The sequence below is a fragment of the Sulfitobacter sp. W002 genome, from assembly GCF_025142135.1.
In the GTDB taxonomy this organism is placed as follows: domain Bacteria; phylum Pseudomonadota; class Alphaproteobacteria; order Rhodobacterales; family Rhodobacteraceae; genus Sulfitobacter; species Sulfitobacter profundi.
In genome coordinates, this window is the sequence record NZ_CP081126.1 from 2204489 (window position 1) to 2227706 (window position 23218).

Annotated in this window: 20 protein-coding genes and 2 tRNA genes; 11 read left to right on the forward strand and 11 right to left on the reverse strand. The window is 61.2% G+C overall.

Annotated features, from left to right (window positions below; translation table 11 throughout):
- Positions 1-40 precede the first annotated feature (40 nt).
- The 6 genes from K3758_RS10860 (at position 41) to ilvN (ending at position 5230) form a co-directional block, all read left to right on the forward strand.
- On the forward strand, positions 41-514 hold the full coding sequence (locus tag K3758_RS10860) for a YbaK/EbsC family protein (protein WP_259944673.1): 474 nt from the start codon (positions 41-43) through the stop codon (positions 512-514).
- A 133-nt stretch (positions 515-647) separates the two neighbouring features.
- Positions 648-1055, forward strand: coding sequence for a DUF2852 domain-containing protein (locus tag K3758_RS10865; RefSeq protein ID WP_259944675.1), 408 nt, complete (start codon positions 648-650; stop codon positions 1053-1055).
- 59 nt (positions 1056-1114) lie between these two features.
- Positions 1115-1552 carry an RDD family protein gene (locus tag K3758_RS10870; RefSeq protein WP_259944678.1) on the forward strand — a complete coding sequence of 146 codons (438 nt, stop codon included), beginning with the start codon at positions 1115-1117 and terminating at the stop codon, positions 1550-1552.
- Positions 1553-1624: 72 nt separating this feature from the next.
- The gene (locus tag K3758_RS10875) at positions 1625-2443 is read left to right on the forward strand and encodes an arginyltransferase (RefSeq protein ID WP_259944680.1); all 819 of its coding nucleotides are present in this window, start codon (positions 1625-1627) and stop codon (positions 2441-2443) included.
- A 400-nt stretch (positions 2444-2843) separates the two neighbouring features.
- Positions 2844-4598, forward strand: coding sequence for an acetolactate synthase 3 large subunit (locus tag K3758_RS10880; RefSeq protein ID WP_259944683.1), 1755 nt, complete (start codon positions 2844-2846; stop codon positions 4596-4598).
- Positions 4599-4669: 71 nt separating this feature from the next.
- The gene (gene ilvN, locus K3758_RS10885; protein WP_067626213.1) at positions 4670-5230 is read left to right on the forward strand and encodes an acetolactate synthase small subunit; all 561 of its coding nucleotides are present in this window, start codon (positions 4670-4672) and stop codon (positions 5228-5230) included.
- 12 nt (positions 5231-5242) lie between these two features.
- Here the strand turns inward: ilvN and K3758_RS10890 are convergent, their stop codons facing one another.
- Positions 5243-5599 carry a hypothetical protein gene (locus K3758_RS10890; protein ID WP_259944689.1) on the reverse strand — a complete coding sequence of 119 codons (357 nt, stop codon included), beginning with the start codon at positions 5597-5599 and terminating at the stop codon, positions 5243-5245.
- Positions 5600-5815: 216 nt separating this feature from the next.
- On the opposite strand from K3758_RS10890, the gene K3758_RS10895 reads away from it, so the two are divergent.
- Positions 5816-6613 carry a helix-turn-helix domain-containing protein gene (locus K3758_RS10895; protein ID WP_259944691.1) on the forward strand — a complete coding sequence of 266 codons (798 nt, stop codon included), beginning with the start codon at positions 5816-5818 and terminating at the stop codon, positions 6611-6613.
- Between the two features lie 6 nt (positions 6614-6619).
- Here the strand turns inward: K3758_RS10895 and K3758_RS10900 are convergent, their stop codons facing one another.
- From K3758_RS10900 to K3758_RS10920, 5 genes are all read right to left on the reverse strand, one after another.
- Positions 6620-8029 carry an amidase gene (locus K3758_RS10900; RefSeq protein ID WP_259950061.1) on the reverse strand — a complete coding sequence of 470 codons (1410 nt, stop codon included), beginning with the start codon at positions 8027-8029 and terminating at the stop codon, positions 6620-6622.
- 49 nt (positions 8030-8078) lie between these two features.
- Complete coding sequence (prfB, locus tag K3758_RS10905; protein WP_120351278.1) at positions 8079-9203, reverse strand: peptide chain release factor 2; 1125 nt, start codon at positions 9201-9203, stop codon at positions 8079-8081.
- A gap of 120 nt (positions 9204-9323) precedes the next feature.
- Positions 9324-11888, reverse strand: a complete 2565-nt coding sequence (locus tag K3758_RS10910; RefSeq protein ID WP_259944694.1) for a penicillin-binding protein 1A — start codon at positions 11886-11888, stop codon at positions 9324-9326.
- A 128-nt stretch (positions 11889-12016) separates the two neighbouring features.
- Complete coding sequence (locus tag K3758_RS10915) at positions 12017-13237, reverse strand: N-acetylmuramoyl-L-alanine amidase (RefSeq protein WP_259944697.1); 1221 nt, start codon at positions 13235-13237, stop codon at positions 12017-12019.
- Between the two features lie 59 nt (positions 13238-13296).
- Positions 13297-14439: a pyridoxal phosphate-dependent aminotransferase gene (locus tag K3758_RS10920; protein ID WP_259944701.1), complete on the reverse strand. Its 1143-nt coding sequence runs from the start codon at positions 14437-14439 to the stop codon at positions 13297-13299.
- Positions 14440-14535: 96 nt separating this feature from the next.
- Between K3758_RS10920 and K3758_RS10925 the strand changes: the two genes are divergently transcribed.
- Entirely contained in the window at positions 14536-15285 is a 750-nt protein-coding gene (locus K3758_RS10925) for a DsbA family protein (RefSeq protein WP_067626227.1), read from the forward strand.
- Positions 15286-15305: 20 nt separating this feature from the next.
- Positions 15306-15782 carry a disulfide bond formation protein DsbA gene (locus K3758_RS10930; RefSeq protein WP_259944704.1) on the forward strand — a complete coding sequence of 159 codons (477 nt, stop codon included), beginning with the start codon at positions 15306-15308 and terminating at the stop codon, positions 15780-15782.
- A 154-nt stretch (positions 15783-15936) separates the two neighbouring features.
- Here the strand turns inward: K3758_RS10930 and ispG are convergent, their stop codons facing one another.
- The 3 genes from ispG to hemA form a co-directional block, all read right to left on the reverse strand.
- Positions 15937-17061: a flavodoxin-dependent (E)-4-hydroxy-3-methylbut-2-enyl-diphosphate synthase gene (gene ispG / locus K3758_RS10935; RefSeq protein WP_259944706.1), complete on the reverse strand. Its 1125-nt coding sequence runs from the start codon at positions 17059-17061 to the stop codon at positions 15937-15939.
- Between the two features lie 87 nt (positions 17062-17148).
- Complete coding sequence (locus tag K3758_RS10940) at positions 17149-18438, reverse strand: RodZ domain-containing protein (protein ID WP_259944708.1); 1290 nt, start codon at positions 18436-18438, stop codon at positions 17149-17151.
- Between the two features lie 120 nt (positions 18439-18558).
- Entirely contained in the window at positions 18559-19782 is a 1224-nt protein-coding gene (hemA, locus tag K3758_RS10945) for a 5-aminolevulinate synthase (RefSeq protein ID WP_120351283.1), read from the reverse strand.
- A gap of 222 nt (positions 19783-20004) precedes the next feature.
- On the opposite strand from hemA, the gene K3758_RS10950 reads away from it, so the two are divergent.
- Together K3758_RS10950 and K3758_RS10955 are read left to right on the forward strand one after the other, a co-directional pair.
- The gene (locus tag K3758_RS10950) at positions 20005-21081 is read left to right on the forward strand and encodes a sensor histidine kinase (RefSeq protein ID WP_259944710.1); all 1077 of its coding nucleotides are present in this window, start codon (positions 20005-20007) and stop codon (positions 21079-21081) included.
- An 81-nt stretch (positions 21082-21162) separates the two neighbouring features.
- Positions 21163-22533: a M20/M25/M40 family metallo-hydrolase gene (locus K3758_RS10955; protein WP_259944712.1), complete on the forward strand. Its 1371-nt coding sequence runs from the start codon at positions 21163-21165 to the stop codon at positions 22531-22533.
- Positions 22534-22697: 164 nt separating this feature from the next.
- On the opposite strand, the gene K3758_RS10960 is transcribed toward K3758_RS10955, so the two are convergent.
- Both K3758_RS10960 and K3758_RS10965 read right to left on the reverse strand, forming a co-directional pair.
- Positions 22698-22774: transfer RNA gene (locus tag K3758_RS10960), tRNA-Asp, on the reverse strand.
- A gap of 150 nt (positions 22775-22924) precedes the next feature.
- A tRNA-Asp gene (locus K3758_RS10965) sits at positions 22925-23001 on the reverse strand.
- Between the last annotated feature and the right edge of the window lie 217 nt (positions 23002-23218).

Here is a 23218-nt window from a genome sequence, read left to right on the forward strand (position 1 = left end):
CGCGCGCCCCAAGGTGGCGCCATGTAGCAAGGGGCAAAGAATGAGCAAGAGTTTGAAACGGGTCCGCGCCACGCTTGAGGCCGCAGGGGTGACGCCAGAGATACGCGAGACGGCCCTGGCACGCACGGCGGTCGATGCGGCCACCGCACTTGGCTGTGCGGTCGATCAGATTGCCAAATCCATCGTCCTTCGCGGCGAAAACAGCGGTGCGGCGCTGCTTTTCATCACCGCGGGCGCGCAGCAAGTCGATCTGGACCGCGCCGCAGCACTGGCCGGGGAACCAATGGGCAAGGCCAATGCCACGCTGATCCGGGCGCAGACTGGCTTTGCCATCGGCGGCGTGGCACCGCTGGGCCATATCACGCCGCCGCGCGCTTGGTTTGACCGAAATCTGCTGCAATTCCCGCTGGTCTGGGCCGCTGCGGGCACGCCGCACCACGTTTTCTGCCTTGAGCCGCAGAAAATGGCGCAGCTTTCCGGCGCGCAGGTTACTGATTTTACTGTCGCTTTCTGAACAATGTAAAAAACATTCACATAGCCCCTTGCGAAAGAGCCCCGGCGTGCCGATCTATTCAATGTGAAAGACATTCACATCATCCGAAACGCCCGGGCCGGCGACAGGCCCGTCACGACCGAAAGGCTCAACAATGACGACAGTGACCACCGACCCGACCTATGCCCCCCGCCCGAGCTGGCTGGCGCGGGCCGAAAGCTGGATGGACGCACGCGGCAAAGGCGCTTGGATCGCCGCCATGGTGCTCGGCTTCATCTTCTTCTGGCCCCTTGGCCTCGCCCTTCTTGCCTATATGACTTGGAGCAAACGCATGTTCTCTTCGAAATCCTGCAGCCGCAAATCCAGCCGTGCGATGATGTCGCACAACACCGGAAACAGCGCCTTTGACGCCTATAAGGCAGACACGCTGCGCCGTTTGGAAGAGGAGCAGGGCAATTTCGAGGCTTTCCTTGAGCGTCTGCGCGAAGCCAAGGACAAGGCCGAGTTCGACCAGTTTATGGACGAGCGCGCCAAACGCGACGAGACGCCCACAAGCGCCTGATCCCACCCTGACCCCCACCTCCCGGCCTGTGCGCCGGGGGGCCTTTCGCAGGAAGCGACATGACCCAGACCCCCGACCCCGATCTACACCCGCAATTCTATGACGGCATCGCTGGCAAGCGGCTGTTGGCTTGGATCGTCGATGTGACGCTTGTCATCGTCTTTTGCCTGCTGATCCTGCCCTTCACCGCCTTTACCGGGCTGTTCTTTTTCCCCTTTCTGACGCTGGTGGTGGGTTTTGCCTACCGGGTGGCCACGCTGACCAGCGGGTCGGCCACATGGGGGATGCGCCTGATGGCGATGGAGATGCGCGACCACCGCGACCGGCCCTTTGATTTCATGACCGCGCTTTTGCACACCATCGGCTATTCGCTGTCGATGACGGTCACGATCATTCAGGTCGTCTCGGCCGTGTTGATCTGCACCACGGCCCGCCGTCAAAGCCTCACGGATATGGCGCTTGGCACCGTGCCGGTGAATCGCCGCCTCAGCCGCTAGGGCATCACGCAAATTTGCCCTTGGCGCAGCGGGGGGGGGTTGATAGCATCCCCCGATAAATGCTGGAAACCCATGCGACATACACTGCCTTTGACACCGCAATTCTATGTCACAGCGCCGCAGCCCTGCCCCTATCTGGAGGGCCGGATGGAGCGCAAGCTGTTCACCGCCCTTCAGGGCGACAATGCCGCACGCCTGAATGACAGCCTATCAAGCCAAGGGTTCCGCCGCTCTCAGAACGTTCTTTACCGCCCGTCTTGCGCCGATTGCGCCGCCTGCCTGTCGGCACGGATCGATGTGGCGGCCTTTCGGCCCAGCAAAAGCCAGCGCCGCATTCTGAACCGCAACGCGGGGCTTGAGCGGCGCGCAACCTCTCCTTGGGCCACGGAAGAGCAATATGACCTCTTCCGCAGCTACCTCGACAGTCGCCATGCGGATGGCGGCATGGCCGATATGGATGTCTTTGAATTCGCCGCAATGATCGAGGAAACCCCGATCCGCAGTCGGGTCATCGAATATACCGACTCCGAGGCCGATAACGCGCTGGTCGGCGTCTGCCTGACGGATGTCTTGGGCGACGGGGTGAGCATGGTCTATTCCTTCTACACGCCCGACCGGCCCCGCAACGGGTTGGGCAATTACATCATCCTCGACCACATCGAAATCGCTCGCGCGGCGGGTCTGCCCTATGTCTACCTTGGCTACTGGGTGCCGGGCAGTCAAAAGATGGGGTACAAGGCCAAGTTCTCGGGTCTTGAAGTTTATATGGGCGGGCAGTGGCAAAAGATGCGCGACCCTGAGGGTTTCGTGCCCGACCAGCATCCGCTCAGCAATGATCCCATTGCCGAGCAGGTGGCCAATATTACCCTGCCGGATGTCAGCCCGCGCTAAGGCGCTGAGCCAGCCTATAGATTTTGCGCGCAACCGGAGCGGGCCGTTGGGCTGCCCCATTGAATCACGTGCATCAACACACCCCCACAATTCAATAAAATTCGCCAGAGGGCCGATTTCTTTTCAAAAAGAACCCAAAATGACACCTCGGCGAAATAAAACAGCAATTAATCCCCACCCAAGCACAAGATTTTCGCCATTTCGCTGTTGACGCCCCCCTTTCCCCCTCATAATCTCACGCCACGCTAAGAGGACCCCTGAGATGATCGACCTAGTCATTATTGTAGGACACACGCGCATGGGCCGGTAACGGTTAACCATAATCCTTCCCATGCGCCCCCGTCAGACCGGGGGTTTTTTTATGCCAAACGCCAATAACCTGCCTTACGGAGCACCCAAGATGAAACGCCAGATGACCGGAGCGAAAATGATCGTCCAAGCCCTGATTGACCAGGGTGTGGACACCGTCTTTGGATATCCCGGTGGCGCGGTGCTACCGATTTACGACGAGGTCTTTCAGCAGAACTCGATCAAACACGTTCTGGTGCGCCACGAGCAGGGCGCGGTGCATGCCGCCGAAGGCTACGCCCGCTCGACCGGCAAACCCGGCGTTGTGCTGGTGACTTCCGGCCCCGGTGCGACCAACGCGGTGACCGGCCTGACAGATGCGCTGCTGGATTCCATTCCGCTGGTGGTGCTGACCGGCCAGGTGCCGACCTTTATGATCGGCTCTGATGCCTTCCAAGAGGCCGACACCGTGGGCATCACCCGTCCCTGCACCAAGCACAATTGGCTGGTGAAAGAGACCGACAACCTTGGTGCGACCCTGCACGAAGCCTTTCATGTCGCGACCCACGGCCGCCCCGGCCCGGTGCTGATCGACATTCCTAAAGACGTGCAATTTGCCACGGGCCATTACGAGTCTCCCAAACCCTCCACCTCGCGCTATCAACCGCAGGTCAAGGGCGACATGGCCGAGATCACCGAACTGGTGGCGGCGATGGAGACGGCCAAGCGCCCGATCTTCTACACTGGCGGCGGCGTCATCAACTCCGGCCCGGCGGCGAGCCAACTGCTGCGCGAATTGGTCGATGCCACGGGTTTCCCGATAACATCGACGTTGATGGGTCTCGGCGCCTACCCTGCCTCGGGTGACAAATGGCTGGGCATGTTGGGGATGCACGGGCTGTATGAAGCCAACATGGCGATGCATGACTGCGATTTGATGATCAACATCGGCGCGCGGTTCGACGACCGGATCACCGGCGTCATCGATAGTTTCAGCCCCAAGTCAACCAAAGCGCATATCGACATTGACCCGTCATCGATCAACAAGGTGATCCGCATCGACATCCCAATCGTCGGTGACGTGGGTCATGTGCTCGAAGACTTGCTCAAGGTCTGGAAATCCCGCGGCCGCAAGACCAATAGCGAAGGGCTCGCCAAATGGTGGTCCAAGATTGAGGAATGGCGCGCAAAGGATTGTCTGAAGTTCACCCAAACCGGCAAGGTCATCAAACCCCAGCACGCGCTGTCGCGGCTCGAAGCGCTGACCAAGGGTCATGATCGTTATATCACCACCGAAGTGGGCCAGCACCAGATGTGGGCCGCGCAATACCTCGGTTTTGAAGAGCCGAACCGCTGGATGACGTCCGGTGGCCTCGGGACCATGGGCTATGGTTTCCCGGCCTCCATCGGGGTGCAGATGGCGCATCCCGACGCCCTCGTGATCAATGTGGCGGGCGAAGCCTCGTGGCTGATGAACATGCAAGAGATGGGCACGGCGATGCAATTCGGCCTGCCGGTCAAACAGTTCATCCTCAACAACGAACGCCTTGGCATGGTCCGCCAGTGGCAGGAACTGCTGCACGGCGAGCGTTATTCGCAAAGCTGGTCCGAAGCCCTGCCCGATTTCGTCAAACTGGCCGAAGCTTTTGGCGCCAAGGGGATCATCTGCCACGACCCCGACGATCTGGATGACGCGATCATGGAGATGATCAACTACGACGGGCCTGTGATCTTTGACTGTCTGGTTGAGAAGCATGAAAACTGCTTCCCGATGATCCCAAGCGGCAAGGCGCATAACGAAATGCTGCTGCCGGGGGATCATGAGACCCAAGGTGTGATCGACGCAAAAGGCTCGGTGCTGGTGTGACCCGTTTTCTTTCAAAGAAAACGACCGGGAATTTTTAAAAAATTCCCGCAGCTAGATAAAAGGACGAAGACATGGCAGCCCTAAAAATCAAAAAAGGCGCAACCTCGCATTCCGCCTATAACCTACGGCCCAATTTCTCGGATGTGGTCGAAAAACACACGCTGGCTGTGCTGGTCGAGAACGAGCCTGGCGCGCTGGCGCGGGTGATCGGCCTGTTCTCGGGGCGTGGCTATAACATCGACAGCCTGACCGTGGCCGAGGTGGACCACACCGGGCATCTGTCGCGCATCACCATCGTCACCAGCGGCACGCCACAGGTGATCGAGCAGATCAAGGCGCAGGTGGGACGGATCGTGCCCGTGCATGAGGTGCATGACCTCACCGTCGAAGGCCCGAGCGTTGAGCGTGAATTGGCGATCTTCAAGGTTGTCGGCAAGGGCGACCACCGGGTCGAAGCGCTGCGGCTTGCGGATATCTTCCGCGCCAATGTGGTCGACAGCACGCTGGAGAGCTTTGTTTTCGAAATCACCGGCGCGCCGGACAAAATTGACGCTTTTGCCGAATTGATGCGCCCGCTGGGGCTGGCCGATGTTGCCCGCACGGGCGTTGCCGCCCTCGCCCGCGGGGTCTGATCGGGTTGTGCTTCAGGCTTTGAGCTGGGCCGCGTCGCATCGGCGCGGTCCGGGCTTGGCCGTAAAGGGAATGATCTGAGCGCCCCCGCGCGGTTTTGCCGCCTGCGGCTCTTGCACCGCGGGACTATCATGGCGCAGGGCGTCGGGCAGATATGACGCCGCGTCCTCCAGAACCACCCTTGGGTTATCCGCGATGCGTAGTTTGCGATGCACTGTGATGCCGAACTGTACCATGTCGCCCGGGTCGAACCCCGAACCGTGCCCCATACAGATCGCAGGCTCTTCGTAATAGGCAAGATCGCCCTGATCCTCGCACCAAAACACTGCTTTGCCAGCGGTATTATCGCTCCACAGAACTACACCAATCATAGTACCCCCCGCTTCTGATAATTGACCTTCATTCTGCGACAATCGAAAAAGGTGTAACATAGGTTAAAATGCAACGTCCGCTTGCATTTTGTGTCGGTTCCAGTAGGGTCAACCTCAAATTAGCGTCACCTGTGACGCGCCTTCGCGTCAGTCGGTTAATCCTCTGGCCAAACAGCCCGTATCCTATGGCTGCGTCGCAAATCAGAACGAGGCTGCATGTCCGCTTCCAACCGCTCCCCCTCTGAACTTCGCAGCATGTTTGGTGCCAATCTGCGCCAGTTGGCGGCGGATTATACGTCGATCTCCGATCTTGCCCGGCAACTTGGGATCAACCGTACGCAGTTCAACCGCTACCTGTCGGGCGAAAGCTTCCCCCGGCCTGACGTGCTGGCCCGGATCTGCCGCTTCTTTGAAATCGATGCGCGGGTGTTGCTGGAGCCAGTCACCGAGATTTCGCTCAACCAAGATCCGATCAACAACAGTTTCCTGCGGGATTTCCTTGGGACCGGGGTTCAGAACGTGCCCGAGGCGGATTTTCCCAGCGGCTTTTACCGCTTCGCACGGCGGTCGTTTCTGGATCAAGACAGGTTTGTGACCGGGGTCGTCTACATCAAGCGCGACGGCAGCAGCACCTTCCTGCGGGGCTACGAGAGCGCGCATTCCCTGCGCCAGCAAGGGCTGCCCACCAGCCCCACGGCGCGCGAATATCGCGGCATCGTCTCGCAGCAGGAGAACGGCGTTTCCATCGTCGTATCGCGCCGTCGCACGCTGACCGGGTCATTCAACTACCTCAACCGTGTCGCCTCTTTCGAGAATAACTTTTGGGTGGGGTATGTCACCCGCACCGCGCCCGAAAGTGCCGCGGGTTCGCGGGTGACGCGGCTGACCTACGAATACATTGGCAAAGATCCCAAAACGGTGCTGCCCGCGGCACGGCAGGCGGGATTTATCGACATCGACGCCCTGATGCCCTATCACCGCCGCCTGCTTCAGCCCGACGCGCCGTTCAACTGAGGCCCGCTACAGCCGGGGTGGCTGCGCCTGCGGATAGCCTGTCGCCTGATGCCAGCCCTGCGCCAGTCGCAACAAGCGCGCATCGCTGCCGCGTTTGCCAATCAGTTGCAGCCCCAAAGGCAGGCCGCGGCTGTCGAAGCCTGCAGGAACATTCACCACCGGCAGACCGATCAGGCTTGCAGGCACCACCACCTGCATCCAACGGTGATAGCTATCCATCGGCTGGCCATTGATTTCGGTCGGGTGCACCATCTCGACATCAAAAGGCCAGACCTGCGCGGAGGGCAGCACCAGAACGTCGACCTCTTCGAACAGAGCATGTGCCGCGCGGAACCAATCGGAGCGGATGCCGCTGGCGTGCTGGATATCAGAGGCAGAGAACCCCTGCCCGCGCGCGACCTCCCATTGCGCGGCGGGTTTCAACCCGTCCCGCCGCGCCGGGTCGTCGTAGATCGCCCCCAATGAGGCGGCCACGGCAAAGGATCGCAACGTTATCCAGCTTTCCCACATCGCATCTGCATCAAAAGGCGCGGCGATAGGTGTGACCTCATGCCCCAGCCCGGCCAAACGGTTCAATGCGGCTTCGCTCAAGTCAATGATCCCCGGCTCGCAGGGGAAGGCACCGCCCCAATCGCCCAGCCAGCCCAACCGCTGCGCCGGCAGGCCCGCGTCGATATCCGGGGCCGTATCCGGGCCGGAGCGGGTCAGAGGTTGGCGCGGATCGGCGCCGCTCATCACATCAAGAAGGGCGGCGAGATCACGGGGGCTGCGCGCCATCGGCCCCAAAGTTGCAAGCTGGTGCAGAAACAGATCGCCGCCATCATCCGACGGCACCCTGCCCCATGTCGGCCGCATCCCGTAGACGTTGTTCCAGCCCGCCGGATTGCGCAGGGATCCCATCATGTCGGACCCATCGGCAACGGCGACCATCCGCGCCGCCAGCGCCGCCGCCGCCCCGCCTGAGGATCCGCCTGCCGAGCGGCTCAGGTCATAAGGATTGCGGGTCGCGCCATGGACCGGGTTGAAGGTATGGCTGCCAAGGCCAAACTCGGGAGTATTGGTTTTGCCAATGAAAATTGCCCCGGCCGCGCGAAGCCGCGCTACGGCGGGATGATCTCGCGTGGCTGGTTCTAAGCCAAAAAGGGGCGACCCTTGAGAGGTTAGTAGCCCTTCAGCATCCGCCAGATCCTTGATCGCCATGGGAATACCATGCAGCCAGCCTTTACGGGGGCTCGCATCCGCCACCTGCGCCTCGGCCAAGAGCGTGTCACGGTCGCGCAGCGACACAATGGCGTTCACCTTGCCATTCACCGCCTCGATCCGAGCCAGCGTCACCTGCATCAGCTCAACCGCAGAAATCCTGCGCGCGGCCAGCGCCTCGGACAGGTCCGAAGCGTCCCAATCTAGCAAATCCATCATGTCCCCCTATTGCTACATATTATTTCATGAAGGGGGACGTGCGGGCTCAGTCGCCCTGCGCCTCGGCCCGGCTTTTGCCCGAGACCGCCAGCGCCAGCGTTGCCCCCATCAGCCCATCTAGATCACCGTCGAGCACGCCCTTGGTGTCCGATGTCTCGTAATTGGTGCGAAGGTCTTTTACCATTTGATAAGGCTGCAAGACATAGGATCGGATCTGGTTGCCCCAGCCCGCGTCGCCCGCGTTCTCATGCGCTTCGTTCACGAGGGCTGAACGCTTGTCCAACTCCATCTGATAAAGCCGCGATTTCAGCGCTTTCATGGCGATGTCGCGGTTCTGGTGCTGCGACTTTTCCGAAGAGGTCACGACGATGCCCGTGGGATGGTGGGTGATCCGCACCGCCGAGTCGGTGGTGTTGACGTGCTGGCCGCCCGCGCCGGACGACCGGTAGGTGTCGATGCGGATGTCCGAAGGGTTCACTTCGATCTCGATGTTGTCGTCGACCACGGGGTAGACTTTTACGGAGGTGAAAGAGGTGTGCCGCTTGGCCGCCGAGTCGAAGGGCGAGATGCGCACCAGACGGTGCACGCCGCTTTCGGACTTCAGCCAGCCGTAGGCGTTGTGCCCTTCAATCTTATAGGTCGCGGATTTGATGCCAGCCTCGTCGCCCGCGCTTTCGGCCTGAAGATCGACCTTATAGCCTTTCTTCTCGGCCCAACGGACATACATCCGCGCCAGCATGCTGGCCCAGTCGCAGCTTTCCGTGCCGCCTGCGCCTGCGTTGATCTCTAGGAAGGTGTCGTTGCTGTCGGCCTCACCATTCAGCAGCGCTTCGAGTTCCTTTTGGGCGGCCTTTTCCGCCAGCGCCTTTAGTGCTGCCTCGGCGTCGGAGATGACCTCCTCGTCCTCTTCCATCTCGCCCAACTCGATAAGTTCGACGTTGTCGGCCAGTTCCTGTTTGATGCCCTCATAGGTGTCGATGGCATCCACCAGTGACTGGCGCTCACGCATCAGCTTTTGCGCGGCATCGGGGTTGTCCCAAAGGTTCGGATCTTCGACGCGGGCGTTGAATTCTTCCAGCCGGTAGGGCGCGGTCTCCACATCCAGTCGCTGGGCCAGCAATTCCAGCGATTTGCTGATCTGGTCCGCGGTATTCTGTGCCTCTGCGCGCATGTGTGCCTGCCTTTGATAAGTAATGCGGCCCCGAAAACCGGAGCCGCACGAGAGATAGACCAGCCCGCCAGCGGCGGCAAGTGGGGGGAGGCAAAGCGCGCCTTCGCCCCGCCGACCTGATTAGTAAAGGCCGCCCGAGCTCAGCGTGCCAAAGCTTGCCTTAGGGCCGACAGTGGCCTTTTTGCCCGTCGATGTGGTGACCTGACGCGAAGACGATGCAGCCGAGCCGCCCAGTTCCTCGACCAATGGCAGGTCCGTCCCCATGGCAAAGCCGCCATCGAAGGAGATGCCAAACAGCGGCTCTTCGCCATCGCGGAAACATTCCGACACCACGTTACCACCCGAGGCGTTATCGCTCAGCCGCGCGCCGCTGAAACGGTCGATCTTGATAAAGCGGCACTGTTCGGGGACCGCAAAGTCACCGCCGCCGTATTTCTTGATCGCCTCAGACATGAAGCGCTGGAAGACCGGCGCGCAAAGCCGCCCGCCGCCCGCGCCCCGGCCCATCGGGCGCGGCGTGTCGAAACCGATGTAGCAGCCTGCCACCACGTTGGACGAAAAGCCGACGAACCATGCGTCTTTCTCATCGTTGGTGGTGCCGGTCTTGCCCGCGATCGGCACCGGCAAGTTGACCGCATTGCGGGCCGTGCCGCGTTCGACCACGCCGCGCATCATCGATGTCAGCTGATAGGCCGTCACCGGGTCCATCACCCGCTCGCGGTTGGAAATGATCCGCGGCGCTGCGCCGGGCGCGAGGTTGATCTGCTCACAGTCGTAGCACTTGCGTTCGTCATGTTTGTAGACGGTGCGGCCATAGCGGTCTTGCACCCGGTCAACCAACGTGGGCTGCACCCGCTCGCCGCCGTTGGCGAACATCGCATAGGCCGACACCATTTGATAAAGCGTGGTTTCCTGACTGCCGAGTGCATTCGACAGCAGCGGCGCCAGATCGTCATAAACGCCGAAACGCTCGGCATAGCTGCCGACCACATCCATCCCGACTTCTTGCGCCAGACGGATGGTCATCAGGTTGCGCGACTGTTCGATCCCGGTGCGCAGGGGCGTGGGGCCATAGAATTTATGCGAGGCGTTCTGGGGCCGCCAGACGCCCTGCGGCGTGTTGATCTCAATGGGCGCGTCGACCACGATGGTCGCCGGGCTATAGCCACTGTCGAGCGCGGAGGCATAGACGAAAGGCTTAAAGCTCGACCCCGGCTGCCGTTTGGCTTGGGTCGCGCGGTTGAACACGCTCGCCTGATAAGAGAAGCCGCCCTGCATCGCAATCACCCGGCCCGTGTGCACGTCCATGGCGACAAAACCGCCCTGCACCTCGGGCACCTGCCGCAGCGTCCAGCGGATGAAGGATCCGTCGCTATCGGAGGTCATGCGGCGCACCAACACCACTTCGCCAACCTCAAGCAGATCGCCCGCCACCTGAGCCTTGGAGGCCAGTTTGCCATCGTCCAAGCGCTTGCGCGCCCATTGCACATCATCGGCAGGGATCCAGTGACCGTCTTGATCTTCGTCGACCCCTTCGATGCCGATCCGCGCATCGCTATTGCCGACCTCCAGCACCACGGCAGGATACCACTGGTTCTCTAGATCGATGTCACGCGGCACCCGCAGGTCCGCGAGGGCGGCGCGCCATTTCTCTTCGCTGGTCAACTGATCGGCGGGGATTTCGAACCGCGTGCCGCGCCAGATGCCCTGCCCGCGGTCATATTGCTCCAACTGACGGCGCAGCGCATTGGCGGCAATGGGCTGCATTTCGTTGTCGATGGTCGCGCGCACGGTCAAACCGCCGGTAAAGAACTCACCCTCGCCGAAGTTCTCGCTGAGCTGACGGCGGATTTCATCGGTGAAGTAATCACGCGGCGGCAGCTCGGCCTTGAAGCTTTCGAAATCACCGTTCTGGACCGAGCGCAGCGGCAGCGCCACTTCCGTCTCATAAGCCGCTTCCGAAATATAGCCGTTCTCCTTCATCTCGCGCAGCACGAAGTTCCGACGGGCCAGCAAGCGGTCCTTGCGGCGCACCGGGTGGTAATCCGACGGCGCCTTGGGCAGCGACGCGAGGAAGGCCGCCTCATGCGGGGCCAACTCGCTCAGCGTTTTGTTGAAATAGGTCTGGCTGGCCGCGGCCACGCCATAGGAGTTCTGCCCGAGGAAAATCTCATTGAGGTAAAGCTCAAGGATCTTCTCTTTGCTCAGTGTCTCTTCGATGCGGGTGGCGAGGATGATCTCTTTGATCTTGCGCTCGGCCCGGCGGTCACCTGACAGCAGGAAGTTCTTCATCACCTGCTGGGTGATGGTCGAGGCACCGCGCACATCGCGGCCACGGGATTTGACCGCATCCACTGCCGCCGCACCGATGCCGCGCAGGTCATAGCCCTCGTGGGTGTAAAAGTTCTTGTCTTCCGCCGAGATGAACGCCTGTTTCACCAGATCCGGGATGGTGTTGGCGGGCGCAAAAAGGCGGCGCTCTTTGGCAAATTCATCGATCAAACGGCCTTGGCCCGAGTAAATCCGGCTGATCGTCGGCGGCGTATATTGCGCCAGCGACTCATGGCTGGGCAAATCCCGGCCATACATCCAAAACACCGCCCCGATGGTCAAAGCCACCATGCCGACGCTCAGGGTCAGGGTGGTAAAAATCCCCCCGAAAAAGGACAGAACAAATCGAAACACGCGCGCGGACCACCATTGGCTAGGGACAGTTCCGAGCCTATACAGGATGCACTGGCTCGGGTCAAAACACATGGCCGCCAGCAAGGGCGAATGTTCGCCCATCGACAAACCGGCCATATCATTATAATTTACTTTCTGATCAAGGGCTTGAGCGCCGCATCCTGATCACGCCAGGCAACGATCGCATCCGCCATGGCGCTCACCATCGACGCGCGCCACACCGGATCGCGCAGATTGGTCAGATCCCGCTTCGAACTGAGGAACCCCACTTCGACCAGAACCGATGGAATATCCGCGGACTTCAAGACCGAAAACCCGGCCCGTCGTAGCGGTCGGCCGTTCATCGGCCCACCCGCCGCACGCATGCCTTCGACCAAAGTCGCAGCCAAAGCATCGGAGCGCGGCTCGGTCTCTTGGCGTGCAAGATCAAGCAAGATACCCGCCACCTGATCATCCGAGCCGGTCAAATCCGCACCCGCGATGATGTCGGACCGGTCATGCCGCGCGGCAAGATGTTCGGTCGCCACGTCGCTTGCACCATCCGAAAGCGTATAGACCGTGGCCCCGCTCGCTCCGCCCTGCGACAGGCTGTCGGCGTGGAGGGAGATGAAAAGGTCCGCCTCGGCTTGATGGGCGATGGCCACCCGGTGCTCCAGCGCCACGAAGATATCATCGTCACGAGTCAGCAACACATCCACGCCCTTGCGCCGCAGCGCATCGCGCAGATCGCGGGCGAAATTCAGCATCAGGTCTTTTTCATCCAGCCCCTCGCGCTGCGCGCCGGGGTCGATGCCGCCGTGGCCGGGGTCCAACACGATGGTAAAGCTGTCCTTATCCACCGCCGCGGGCTTTGGCGGGGCGGTGAGCGCGGTGGTCCAATCGGGATCCACGGGCACGCCCGCGGCCTTGGCAAAGACCTCCGCCGCGACGGTTTCCAACGTAATTTCAAGCCGCGCCTTACCGCTGCCTGCATCCACAGGCATGCCGATTTTTGCGGGGATCATCGGTTCAGCCAGATCCGCCACCAACCGCGACCATCCCGGCTGAAACGCGCCAAAGCGCAGGGCAGAGATGCGGCCCGGTTTCTTCAGCAGGTCGCCGCGCGCCACCTCTGACCAATCGGCCTCACGGAAATCGACGATCAGACGGGCAGGATAATCCAACAGGAAAACCCGAAAAGGCACCCCTTGGCTAAGCCCCACGGTCAGCTCGGTTTTACCAAACCAGCCGTCTTTCACCGCGCTCTCCACCGGATCGACCCGCGCCAGCGCGGTCAACTCCTGCGCGCCCCCGGCCACCGGCACCGCACAGACCAGCGCCACTGCCAGTCCCTTAAGAATTGCCCGCATGTTTGACCACCCTGCCCGTTTTCGCCCTTCTACCACCTGCCGCGCGTGCAAACCAGCGCTCAGCGTGCGGCCATAAAGGCTTTAAGCCGGGCAATCCCCTCTTCCATGTCTGCCGTGCTGCGCGCATAGGAAAAGCGCAGCGTCCTATGCCCCCGCGCCGGGTCGAAATCGAGACCGGGGGTCACGGCGACGCCTGCCTTTTCCAGAATCTCAGCGGCGAAAGCGCGGCTGTCATCGGTAAAGCGAGAGACATCTGCATAGACATAAAACGCCCCATCGGGCGGCGCGATGTCGGTGAACCCAGCCTCTTTCAAGCCGGTGATCATCAGGTCGCGGTTGCGGCGATAGACCGCCAGATTGGCCTGCAATTCATCATCGCAGTCCATCGCCGCCAGCGCCGCGATCTGGCTGGCATGGGGGGCGCAGATGAACATGTTCTGCGCGATCCGCTCAACCACGCGCACCTGATCGTCGGGCACCACCATCCAACCCACGCGCCAGCCGGTCATCGAGAAATACTTTGAGAAGGAGTTGATCACATAGCAGTCGTCGGTGACCTCCAGCGCGGTCACGGCCTTCTTGTCGTATTCGATGCCATGGTAAATCTCATCCGAAATGAAGGACATGTCATTAGCCACACAGGCATCCGTCAGCGCCGAAAGCGCAGGCCGGTCCAGCATCGTGCCCGAAGGATTGGCCGGGGAGGCCACGAGCAAGCCGCGCAGGTCTTGCCCCGCGAAATCCGCCGCGACGGGCTGATATCTGTTCTCGGGCGCGGCGGGCAGATCGACGGGCTGCATCCCCAAGGCGCGCAGAATCTGGCGGTAGCTAGGATAGCCCGGCGCCCCGATGCCCACCCGATCCCCGGAATCGAAAAGCGCGGTAAAGGCCAGCAGAAACCCGCCCGAGGATCCGGGCGTGATCACCACCCGCGCCGGGTCCAGATCCACGTTGTACCATTCGCCATACATCTGCGCGATCCGTGTGCGCAGCGCGGGCAATCCAAGCGCCACGGTATAGCCAAGCGCGCCTTCTCCCATGGCTTTTGTCAACGCCTCGGCCGCCCCTTTGGGCGCGCCTGTGCCGGGCTGACCGACCTCCATATGAATGATGTGACGGCCCGCCTCTTCGGCGGCGCTGGCGGCCTGCATCACGTCCATCACGATAAAGGGATCGACGGCGGACCTGGTTGAATTGCGCATGGGCTTGCTCCTACTCTCGGCATATGCTTTCACCGCGCCTGATGCCGGGCGTCAACCCTTGGCCCCTATTTCGCAGACCTACCGAAAGGACCGCCCATGTTCGCCCGCCTCATCGCCCCTGCCTTTGCCAGCGCACTGGCCCTTGCCGCTCCCGCCGGGGCCATGGACCTGACAGAGTTGACCGACGCCGAGCGCGCGCAGTTCCGCGCCGAAGTCCGCGCCTATCTGATGGAAAACCCCGAGGTGATCCTGCAGGCCGTTGAGCAGATGCAAAACCGTCAGGCCGAAGCGCAGATGCAGGCCGATTTTGATCTGGTCACCGCCAACGCAGATGAAATTTTCGACGACGGTTATTCCTGGGTCGGTGGCAACCCGGATGGCGACATCACGCTGGTCGAGTTCCTCGACTACCGCTGCGGCTATTGCAAACGCGCCCATGGCGAAGTGGCCAAGCTGCTAGAAACGGACGGCAATATCAAATTGATCGTCAAAGAATTCCCAATCCTTGGCGATCAATCCATGCTGGCGTCGCGCTTTGCCGTGGCGACCAAACAGGTCGCGGGCGGCGATGCCTACAAGCAGTTGAACGATGCCCTGATGGCCTTCAACGGTGAGGTCTCCCTGCCCGCGCTGCGCCGTTTAGGCGAAAGCTTTGATCTGGATGTCCCGGCGATCGAAGCCAAGATGGACAGCGATGAAGTCATACAGGAAATTACCCAGACCCGCGCGCTGGCGCAAAAGCTTCAGATCACCGGCACCCCTACCTTCGTCATGCAGGATGAGATGCTGCGTGGCTACCTGCCCTACGATCAGATGATGGCACTGGTGGACGAAAAACGCGGCTGAAAATGCACGCCCGGGCAGCCATGGCAGTTCTCGCGCTGGCCCTGCCTGCCGGGGCCGGTGATCTTCGAACGCTTGCTCCCACCGCGCGTGCCGCCTTTGACGCTGAATTGCGCGCGGCGATCTTGGCGAATGGCGATGTCATCGCCAAAGCCTTGGCAGCGCCACAGCCCGCGCAATCCGAAATGCGGCAATACATCCAAGACGACCTAACCCTGCTCGAACGCCTCACCCCCGAGCTTCTGGCAGGCCACGCCGTGGCGCTCTTCACCGCGCAAGACTGCGATACCTGCAATACCGCCGTCAAAGAACTAACTGAAATTACAAAGCGCTACGGGCTGACATTCATCCAACACGAACTGCCCACGCCCCAAGCCGCCCGCTGGGCCGCCGCCCTAGGGCTCGACGCCGCCCCCTTCTACGTACTGCCTGAGATGGTCCTCAACGGCCACATGCCGCCCGTGGTCCTAGAGAAATACCTCACCCCCAAACCAAATTAACCTTCACCACCAACCCGCTGATTAAACACAGATTCCAAACAGCCAAAAAGGACGCGCCCCTCCCGGTTGACGCGCCCCCCATCATCTTCATCCTTTTAAAAATACCGCAGCGCACCCTGTCCGCCGCCACCCGGCCAGCGGCCCAGCCACCACCCTATTCCGCCGCTTTCACCGCCTCAGCCTCAATCTGCGCCGCGCGTTCTTCGACCTGCTCGACAATATGCTCGATCATGCCCTCATTGCCAAGCTTATGGCTCTGTTTCCCCGCGAGATAGACCATGCCAGACCCGGCCCCACCGCCGGTGAAACCCACATCGGTCATCAGCGCCTCACCGGGGCCGTTCACCACACAGCCAATGATGCTAAGGCTCATGGGCGTCTTGATATGCTCCAGCCGTTTTTCCAAGGCCTCGACAGTCTTGATCACGTCAAACCCTTGCCGCGCGCAGGAGGGGCAAGAGATGATGTTCACACCGCGATGGCGCAGGCCGAGGGATTTAAGGATCTCATAGCCAACCTTCACCTCTTCGACCGGATCGGCCGACAGAGAAACACGGATCGTGTCGCCAATCCCGCTCCACAGCAGATTGCCCAAACCGATGGCCGACTTAATCGTGCCCGACATTAGCCCGCCTGCCTCGGTGATGCCAAGATGGATGGGCGCATCGGTGGCGTCAGCCAGTTGCTGGTAGGCGGCGGCGGCCATGAAGACGTCGGACGCTTTGCAGGAAATCTTGAACTCGTGGAAATCGTTATCCTGCAGGATATTGATGTGATCCAGACCGCTTTCGACCATCGCATCGGGGCAAGGTTCGCCGTATTTCTCCAGCAAATGCCGCTCCAGCGAGCCTGCGTTCACGCCGATCCGAATGGAGCAATTATGGTCCCGCGCGGCCTTGATGACTTCGCGCACGCGCTTTTCGTCACCGATGTTGCCGGGGTTAATGCGCAGGCAAGCGGCACCGGCCTCGGCGGCCTCGATCCCGCGTTTGTAATGGAAATGAATATCCGCCACGATGGGCACAGACACCTCGCGCACGATTTCACGCAGCGCTTTGGAAGACGCCTCATCCGGGACCGAAACCCGCACGATATCCGCTCCCGCATCGGCGGCGGCCTGCACCTGTTGGATGGTAGCGGCTACATCAGTGGTCAGCGTATTCGTCATGGTCTGCACGGTGATCGGCGCATCACCGCCCACTGGCACATTGCCCACCATGATCTGCCGGGACTTGCGACGCGGAATATCGCGCCAAGGGCGAATGGAATGAAGCGACATGAAGACACCTTTCGCGGGATCAGGGGCTATGGCCCCTACCTATTCAGCCGGGGCATCATGTGCAATGGGAAGCGAAGGCCCGCGCGCTTAGCTGCCCTGACAGGGCATCGCCGCCAGCGCGGAAGGGTCAAGCGAGCCTTCCAGATCGGCGAACATCCGGCTCAGCGATTGCTCTGCCTTTGGGTCAACTGGCTGATAAAGTTCGGCCAGCGCCTGCGCGTGGAGCGGCACATTCGAAGTGACAGCACCACGCGGCCCGACAGGGCCGAAACATCCGTCTGCCATCGCGAAATAAAGCGCACCGGATTCGCCCGTCCGCAGGGAGGGCGGCTCTTCGGTGACGGGGACATCCCATGTGTCGCCCTTGTTCATCACGCCTTCGAAAATCACCGTGCCATCGGCGGCGCGTACCCGCACCCATGAGGGATAGGCCGCGACCATGCGCACCTTGTCGCCCAAAGGCTCAACCACCTGCGGTTTGGGCAGATCGGTCTCGGCGTTGGCGAGCATCAGGGCTTCGTCGATGGCAGCGTCGATCGTGCCATTCTCGGCCACGGCGGTGCTTGGCTCTGCCGTATCGGGGCGGTCGGGGGTCGGGAAATTGCTGACGGAACGCGGATCAATGGAAGCAATGGGCGCATCACGCGCCACCAATACCGGCACATCCAAAGCCTGCGGACGGTAAAGCCGGTCGAGCGCATCGGCGCGCGGGCTTTCCACGCTTTGGGGCGCAGCGGAATCGTCTTCCGCGTCAGGCGCGCGGGCCAGCGCCCCGTCCAGCGGATCAAGGTCAGACAGCACAATCGGGGTCTGATCCACCGGCGCCACCTGCACACGCTGCACCTCTTTCAAGACGGTCCAGCCGCCAAAGCCGATGGCAGAGATCAGCGCGATCAGCACCATCGAAGAGCCGACAGCACCGGGCTCAATCCGGCTGAGCAACCCGTCGCCCGTGGGCACGAAAGGCGTATTGGGGCGGGCGAAAAGATCGTCTTCTTTCGGGGTCTTGCGGCGTTCTTCGAAACTGGGTTTCTTGACCACCGAGGCTTCGGCGGACATGCCATGGGCCACGGCGAAACCGGATTCCTTGCAGAATGCGGCAAAGGCCTGATCTGGGTCCATGTTGAGGTAGCGTGCGTAGGAGCGCACGTAGCCCGCGATGAAACCGGGCGTGTCGAATGCACCCGGATCGCAATTCTCAATCGCCGCGATATAGGAGGCTTTGATGCGCAATTCGCGCTGCACGTCGAGCAGGGATTTACCGAGCGTGGCGCGTTCACCGCGCATGACATCCCCCAACCGCAATTCGAATGCATCGAACCCTTTGGGTTCGACTGTTTCGTCCTCAGCGGTTCTGGAGGCCCATCGCCCGATCATCAATATGCCCTGTCCCTGTTAGCCTGTAGCTTTGATCCAAACACGCCCCAACGATTCGGATGTAGCCTTTTCTTGACAAAAGGCTACCACAAGACAACGCAAAACACGAATAGCGCTGCGTTAGCCCGCAGCTTCGGCACGATTCAGCGCACAATGAGACCAGAGCGTGTCCATCCCGCGAACAAGCGCGTCCATTTCCTTGGGCCCATGCACCGGCGACGGCGTGAAGCGCAGCCGTTCTGTGCCGCGTGGCACCGTGGGGAAGTTGATGGGCTGGACATAGATGCCGTGATCTTCGAGCAGCATGTCCGACAGCAGCTTGGTATGGACCGGGTTGCCCACCATAACGGGCACGATATGGCTGCCGTGGTCGATGATCGGCAATCCCAGCCCCTTGAGCCGCAGTTTCAGCGCCTTGGCCTGCTGCTGGTGCTTTTCGCGCAGTTCCGGCGCGCGTTTGAGATAGGCAACCGAAGCCGCCGCCCCCGCCGCCACGGCGGGCGGCAGCGAAGTGGTAAAGATGAAGCCCGGCGCATAGGAGCGGATCGCGTCGCACATCTTGGCAGAGGCCGCGATATAGCCGCCCATGACGCCGTAAGCCTTGGCCAGCGTGCCGTTGATGATGTCGAGCCGGTGCATCAGGCGGTCACGCTCTGCCACCCCTGCCCCGCGCGGGCCGTACATGCCCACGGCGTGCACTTCGTCGATATAGGTCAGCGCGCCGAATTCATCAGCCAGATCGCAAATCTCTTCGATGGGGCCGAAATCACCGTCCATGGAATAGATCGATTCAAATGCAATAAGCTTGGGCGCGGCGGGGTCATCGGCCTCCATCAACTCGCGCAGATGGTCCAGATCGTTATGGCGGAAGATACGCTTGGCGCCGCCATTGCGGCGCACCCCTTCGATCATGGAGGCATGGTTCAGCGCGTCGGAATAGATGATCAGCCCCGGAAACAGCTTGGGCAGCGTGGAAAGCGTGGCGTCATTGGCGATATAGGCCGAGGTGAACAGCAGCGCCGCTTCCTTGCCATGCAGATCGGCCAGTTCGGCCTCAAGCTGTTTGTGGTAAACCGTTGTGCCAGAGATATTGCGCGTGCCGCCAGAGCCTGCCCCGGTCGCGCGCAGGGCCTCTTCCATGGCTTCGATCACAACGGGGTTTTGCCCCATGCCAAGGTAATCGTTGCCGCACCAAACGGTGATATCTTGCTGCGATCCGTCGGGCTTGGTCCAGACCGCATGGGGGAACTGGCCGTTGCGACGCTCGATGTCGATAAAGGTCCGGTAGCGTCCTTCGTCATGCAGGCGCGCAATCGCCGCGTCGAGCTTCTCGTTATAATCCATTGCGCGTCTCCATCTTTTGGCGCGAACAGGAAGGGCCCCTTCCATATTCAGCTTTTAGAATGATTACAGATCCAAGGCCAAAGCTTCAATCTCTTATCCAGAACCCGCTGCGGGACGAACTGTCGCAGGTAAGAGCGCGGATTTAGGCATAGTTTGGATTGTTTGCTTGTGTTTTCGGGCGCTTTCCTGTCTTCAACAGGAAACCCAGAAAGGGGCTTTGATTTGCGCGCCGATCCTCACCCCCAGCAGGACCAACGCCTGCGGACGCTCTATAATTACGATATCCTCGACACTCCGCGCGAGGAAGAGTTCGACGAAATCGTCGAACTGGCAGCCGAGATCTGTGACGCGCCCATTTCGGTGATCAACCTGATCGACAAGGACCGCCAGTGGTTCAAAGCCGAGGTTGGGCTGAACGCGCGCGAGACGCCGCTTGAAACATCATTGTGCTCTCATGCGATTCTGGAAGACCCTTTTGTTGAGATTCCCGACACGCTTAAAGACCCGCGGATGGCGGACAACCCGCTGTGCACCGCGGGCGACGGGCTGCGCTTTTACGCGGGCGCCCTGCTGGTGGCGTCGGACGGGATGCCGCTTGGCACGCTGTGCATCCTTGATAACAAACCACGACAGCTGACCGCGCTGCAACGCAAGGCCATGTCCGTGCTGTCCCGTCAGGTGATGAAGCAGCTTGATCTTCGCATTGCCCTGCGCCAGCGAGAAGTGCTGATGAGCGAGGCCGACCACCGGGTGAAAAACTCGCTCCAGACGCTATCGGCCATGGTCCGGCTGCATAGCCGCCAACTGGATGACCAGACCACGGTCGATGTGCTTGACGGCATCCAGCGCCGCGTCAACGCCATGGCAACGCTGCACAGTGAACTGCAATCCGTGCGCGGCCGCGATGAGGTCGATGCACATAAATACCTCGACAAGGTCGTGGGGCTTTTGCGCGAAACCGCGCCGGGTCATGTAAAAATCGACTACAGATCTGACCCCGTCACCCTGCGGGCGACCGCGGCCTCTTCCATGGCGCTGATCATAAGCGAGTTCGCGGCCAATTCGATCAAACACGCCTTCCCCGACGCCACGCCCGGCCAGATTGGGATTGACCTGAGCCTGCGCGAAGGACGTTTCATCCTGTCTTGCAAAGATGACGGCATCGGCTCGAAGAACGAAGGCAAACAACGGGCCGACAGCATCGGGCAAACCTTGATGGCGGCGGCGGCCTCGCAGTTGAATGCGCAGGTGGACCACCGTCTCACGCCCGAGGGCAGCCGCCTCTCGCTCACGTTCTGAACACCGCCCCCGCGGCCACTGGACACGCCCTGCCCGCCTGATACCTTCGCGCCAAACTCACAAGCGCAAGGAATTTAAGCCATGTCCCTCGACGATGTTCTCGCCCGGATCGACGACGATCTGCCCGCCGCCACCGACCGTCTGCTAGAACTGCTGCGCATCCCGTCGATCTCAACCGATCCGGCCTATAAGGCCGATTGCGACCGCGCCGCCGATTGGCTGGTCGCGGACCTTCAATCTATGGGGGTAGAGGCCGAAAAACGCGCCACGCCGGGGCATCCGATGGTTGTGGGGCATGTGGGCGAAGGCAAGCCGCATCTGCTGTTCTACGGCCACTATGATGTGCAGCCGGTCGACCCGCTGAACCTTTGGGACCGCGACCCCTTCGATCCGGCGGTTGAGGACACCGACAAGGGCCGCGTGATCCGGGGCCGTGGGGCTGCCGATGACAAGGGCCAGCTGATGACCATCATCGAGGCCCTGCGCGCATGGAAAGAGGTGAAAGGCGATTGGCCGTGTCGCATCACCTTCTTCCTCGAAGGCGAAGAGGAATCTGGCTCACCGTCGCTTGTCCCCTTCATGGAGGAAAACGCCGAGGAGCTGAAAGCCGATGTGGCGATGATCTGCGACACCGGGCTGTTCGAGAGCAAGACCCCCGCCATCGTCACGATGCTGCGCGGGTTGCTGGGCGAAGAACTGACCGTTACCGCGCCGTCGAAAGACCTACATTCGGGCATGTACGGCGGCATTTCGATGAACCCAATCCGCGCGCTGAGCAAGGTGATCGCGTCGCTGCATGACGACGAAGGCCGCATCACCATCCCCGGCTTCTATGACGGCGTGCCGGACCTGCCCGAGGATCTGGAAGCGCAGTGGCAGGGGCTGGCATTTGACCATGCCGCCTTCCTCGGCGACGTGGGCCTCAGCAAACCCGCAGGCGAGCAGGACCGCACTCCGCTTGAGATGATCTGGTCGCGTCCGACCTGTGAGGTCAATGGCATCTGGGGCGGCTATACCGGTGACGGTTTCAAAACGGTGCTGCCGTCCGAGGCGCATGCCAAAATCAGCTTCCGACTTGTCGGCACCCAAGACCCGCTCGCCATTCGCGAGAACTTTCGCAAGATGGTGGCCGAGATGCTGCCCGAGGATTGCACGGTGGCATTCTCAGGCCATGGCGCGAGCCAGGCCTCGGGCGTGGAAATCGGCCATCCGATGTTCGAACCCGCCCGCCAAGCGCTCAGTGACGAGTGGCAGGTGCCTGCGGCCTATATCGGCTGTGGCGGCTCGATCCCGATCGCGGGGCATTTTCAGAAGATTTTGGGCACTGAGCCGATGTTGATCGGTTTTGGCAAGGACGACGACCAGATCCACTCCCCGAACGAGAAATACGACATGGAGAGCTTTCACAAAGGCATCCGGTCTTGGGCCCGCATCCTTGATGCGCTGACCTGATCCCACCGGCGATCGGGTCTGCCCGGTCGCCAATTGCACCCCACTTGCGATCGGGCCTGCCCGGTCGCCATTATGCCTCCTTGGGCGATGCAAACCTACGGCGCGCGCCACCCGTGCGACCGCTTTGGTCGCAGTGTATGTCTACTATAAAGAGGGGGAGAAAGTGGCGCGGTTGACGGGGCTCGAACCCGCGACCCCCGGCGTGACAGGCCGGTACTCTAACCAACTGAGCTACAACCGCGCGATGTGGGCGGAATAGGCCAAGGGGCGCGGGCCGTCAAGCGCATTCGCCCGAGAAAATGCGCTTTGGGAAAAGAAGTTTCGCGCGGTATTTTGTGGGGGCTGGAAACGAAAAAAGGGACCTCGAAGAGGTCCCCTTTTCAGGCAGCGGTGGCGCGGTTGACGGGGCTCGAACCCGCGACCCCCGGCGTGACAGGCCGGTACTCTAACCAACTGAGCTACAACCGCCCGCTGCACTCTCCAGGTCGCCCCGGAGCGTTTGGGTGTTCTATGGTGAGGGCGCTCTGCCGTCAAGCGCGGTTTGTGCGAAAATATGAAATTTTCGCTAGGTTGTTTTTGGGGCGTTTGGGGGGCCGGATTTACAGCCGCAAATCCGGCGATGTTCCTCGGGGGTTGGGTCTGCTTTGCTCGGATTGACCGGAGGTGTTCAGCAGGTCGGGCGACG

What these genes read in the sequence shown, in the direction of transcription:
- K3758_RS10930 (WP_259944704.1), top strand. Translation starts at nt 15,306, where the DNA reads ATGGCAGTTCTCGCGCTGGCCCTGCCTGCCGGGGCCGGTGATCTTCGA.
- K3758_RS10920 (WP_259944701.1), bottom strand. Translation starts at nt 14,439, where the DNA reads ATGCGCAATTCAACCAGGTCCGCCGTCGATCCCTTTATCGTGATGGAC.
- prfB (WP_120351278.1), bottom strand. Translation starts at nt 9,203, where the DNA reads ATGCGCGCAGAGGCACAGAATACCGCGGACCAGATCAGCAAATCGCTG.
- K3758_RS10895 (WP_259944691.1), top strand. Translation starts at nt 5,816, where the DNA reads ATGTCCGCTTCCAACCGCTCCCCCTCTGAACTTCGCAGCATGTTTGGT.
- K3758_RS10925 (WP_067626227.1), top strand. Translation starts at nt 14,536, where the DNA reads ATGTTCGCCCGCCTCATCGCCCCTGCCTTTGCCAGCGCACTGGCCCTT.
- ispG (WP_259944706.1), bottom strand. Translation starts at nt 17,061, where the DNA reads ATGTCGCTTCATTCCATTCGCCCTTGGCGCGATATTCCGCGTCGCAAG.
- K3758_RS10880 (WP_259944683.1), top strand. Translation starts at nt 2,844, where the DNA reads ATGAAACGCCAGATGACCGGAGCGAAAATGATCGTCCAAGCCCTGATT.
- K3758_RS10860 (WP_259944673.1), top strand. Translation starts at nt 41, where the DNA reads ATGAGCAAGAGTTTGAAACGGGTCCGCGCCACGCTTGAGGCCGCAGGG.
- K3758_RS10865 (WP_259944675.1), top strand. Translation starts at nt 648, where the DNA reads ATGACGACAGTGACCACCGACCCGACCTATGCCCCCCGCCCGAGCTGG.
- ilvN (WP_067626213.1), top strand. Translation starts at nt 4,670, where the DNA reads ATGGCAGCCCTAAAAATCAAAAAAGGCGCAACCTCGCATTCCGCCTAT.
- hemA (WP_120351283.1), bottom strand. Translation starts at nt 19,782, where the DNA reads ATGGATTATAACGAGAAGCTCGACGCGGCGATTGCGCGCCTGCATGAC.
- K3758_RS10890 (WP_259944689.1), bottom strand. Translation starts at nt 5,599, where the DNA reads ATGATTGGTGTAGTTCTGTGGAGCGATAATACCGCTGGCAAAGCAGTG.
- K3758_RS10955 (WP_259944712.1), top strand. Translation starts at nt 21,163, where the DNA reads ATGTCCCTCGACGATGTTCTCGCCCGGATCGACGACGATCTGCCCGCC.
- K3758_RS10870 (WP_259944678.1), top strand. Translation starts at nt 1,115, where the DNA reads ATGACCCAGACCCCCGACCCCGATCTACACCCGCAATTCTATGACGGC.
- K3758_RS10875 (WP_259944680.1), top strand. Translation starts at nt 1,625, where the DNA reads ATGCGACATACACTGCCTTTGACACCGCAATTCTATGTCACAGCGCCG.
- K3758_RS10915 (WP_259944697.1), bottom strand. Translation starts at nt 13,237, where the DNA reads ATGCGGGCAATTCTTAAGGGACTGGCAGTGGCGCTGGTCTGTGCGGTG.
- K3758_RS10940 (WP_259944708.1), bottom strand. Translation starts at nt 18,438, where the DNA reads ATGATCGGGCGATGGGCCTCCAGAACCGCTGAGGACGAAACAGTCGAA.
- K3758_RS10900 (WP_259950061.1), bottom strand. Translation starts at nt 8,029, where the DNA reads ATGGATTTGCTAGATTGGGACGCTTCGGACCTGTCCGAGGCGCTGGCC.